The sequence below is a fragment of the Maribacter sp. 4G9 genome (assembly GCF_002742265.1).
In the GTDB taxonomy this organism is placed as follows: Bacteria; Bacteroidota; Bacteroidia; order Flavobacteriales; family Flavobacteriaceae; genus Maribacter.
This window is the reverse complement of the sequence record NZ_MDGL01000142.1, coordinates 1-2058: the sequence shown is the minus strand read 5'-3', so window position 1 is coordinate 2058 and position 2058 is coordinate 1. Positions and strand designations below refer to the sequence as shown.

2 protein-coding genes are annotated in these 2058 nt (G+C 35.0%); both read left to right on the top strand.

Translation table 11 applies throughout. The annotated features are described in order from the left end of the window. The first annotated feature begins 341 nt into the window (after positions 1–341). Positions 342–923, top strand: a complete 582-nt coding sequence (locus BFP75_RS13645) for a nuclear transport factor 2 family protein (protein WP_099545932.1) — start codon at positions 342–344, stop codon at positions 921–923. Positions 924–1101: 178 nt separating this feature from the next. Further along, positions 1102–1866: a DUF6090 family protein gene (locus BFP75_RS13640; protein WP_099545931.1), complete on the top strand. Its 765-nt coding sequence runs from the start codon at positions 1102–1104 to the stop codon at positions 1864–1866. The last annotated feature ends 192 nt before the right edge of the window (positions 1867–2058 follow it).

Below are 2058 nucleotides of genomic sequence, written 5' to 3'. Positions count from 1 at the left end.
AGATCCAAAACGCCTTTTAAACGACGGTAGAAATTCGTCTGCGGTACCCGGTCACTTAATTGGAAATTATTGAAAAGCTTCTCTTGATAATCCTTTTTACCCTGCATACCTAAAGTTACGATCCTTTTACGGATCGGCAAGATCGAAATGCCCCTTTTTTTATAACTTGTGCAACAGGCACAAAGTCTGTAAATAATTGCTTGTTCTCGCCTACTTCTGAAAATCCACGCAACTACTCATAGCCAAGACCGATGGAATACATTCAGCAAAAGCTGAAAACACAAATACAAAGATTATTTTTAGTATATTGAACTAGTTATTAATCAACAATAAACAACAAAATGAAAACACTATTCAACCCTAACATCCTGAAAGCAGGATTGATTTTTTGTGCGCTTCTTGTAGCAAGTTGCGGCGAAACCAAAAAAGAAAATGCCGAAGTAGCAGAAGTAGAACCCCCTGTATTAGAGTCCGCCTCTCAAGAATATGCGGACATTGTCATGCAGATGTATGACCACATGTCAAACTTTGACCATGATGCCTATGGAGCCATCATGGCTGACGACATTACATGGTATTGGCCAGATGGCGGTGCCGATACACGTAATTCAATCAAGGGAAAAGACAATGTCATTACATTTTGGAAAAATTGGGAAAAGACGACAGGAGGAAAAATGACCTTTTCAAAAAACACACTTTTACCTATTAAGGTAAATAAACCAACAAACTACTACAAGGCGGTGGGTTCAGGAGTACTTGCATATACAGATATCACAATTACGCTTAAAGAGCAATCTTCAACTGTTAGACAACATGCTGTAATGATGTTTAATGATGACATGAAAATAAACAATGTGTTTTTGTATTACGATAGAACCGGATTCATAGAATTGACGAATGTGGTTCTTGGAGAAACTGAATAAAGACGGCATTTTAAAAGTCTATTTACAATAACGTATATAAAAAATAGCTTCTCAAGCACAAGTTTTTAAAGCTTGTGCTTTTTTAATACGTTCCAGAAATCAGTAAAGAATTCTATTAGCAATCCACTACTGCTCATACACAAAACCTTTAGACTTCATTACGACCAACCACTAACCAATGATAAAACTCTTTAGAAAAATTAGACAAAACTTACTATTGGAAAACAAAACTGGAAAATATTTTAAGTATGCCGTTGGAGAAATTGTTCTTGTGGTTATTGGAATTCTAATTGCGTTACAAATTAATAATTGGAATGAACAACGTATTGAAAAAAACGACGAACAATTAGTATTACTTAATTTAAAAGAAGACTTTGAATATAACCACAGGGTACTCGATAGTTTAATAGCGCTTCAAATATCAAACAAAAAACTTCAATTTTCCATTCTAAATCATACAGGAAAAAAGCCAAAACCAAAAACTGAAAAAGAGTTTAATCTTATTCTCGAGGCAGCTATGCGGTTAGGAGAATTTTATCCCAGAAATGGTGCTTTAGATGACTTAATAAGTTCAGGAAAATTAAAGATTATTAAAAATCAGAGTTTAAGAAATAGTTTATCTTCTTGGAATCCGATTGTTGAACAAATAAAGAATCGCGAAAAATTCGTCTTAGAGGTGAGTGACGAACTTGACAATTTAATTCAAAAAAAAGGGAGTTGGCTAAATGTAGATGCCGTTTCTTCCTCTGCATCAGCTGCTAGCAACCCATTTCCAAAGTCTGGCTTTGATATTGACAACAGAAATTTATTAAACGAATTAGAATTTGAAAATAAGATTGAAACTATAATCATTCAAACTAGTACGGTAATTAATAAACAAAAAGAGGGTTCAAAATTAATTACAGAAATCTTAAAATTAATAGAAAAGGAAATTAAACAATAACGAAAGCACAATCGAGTAGACGGGTCCGCCCCTAGTTAGGAACGGACTGCGCCTCTCACACCACCGTGCGTACGGGTCTCGTACACGGCGGTTCGTTATATCAGAACTTTACACTAAGGTAGTACGCCAGCATACTTTCGTAACCTCTTTTTCTTAGACGTTTTTCAGTAATAGTAGTCCTCAGTATAGGAC

Excerpts from the sequence above, each read along its gene's own strand:
- BFP75_RS13645 (WP_099545932.1), top strand. The coding sequence starts at position 342 with ATGAAAACACTATTCAACCCTAACATCCTGAAAGCAGGATTGATTTTT.
- BFP75_RS13640 (WP_099545931.1), top strand. The coding sequence starts at position 1,102 with ATGATAAAACTCTTTAGAAAAATTAGACAAAACTTACTATTGGAAAAC.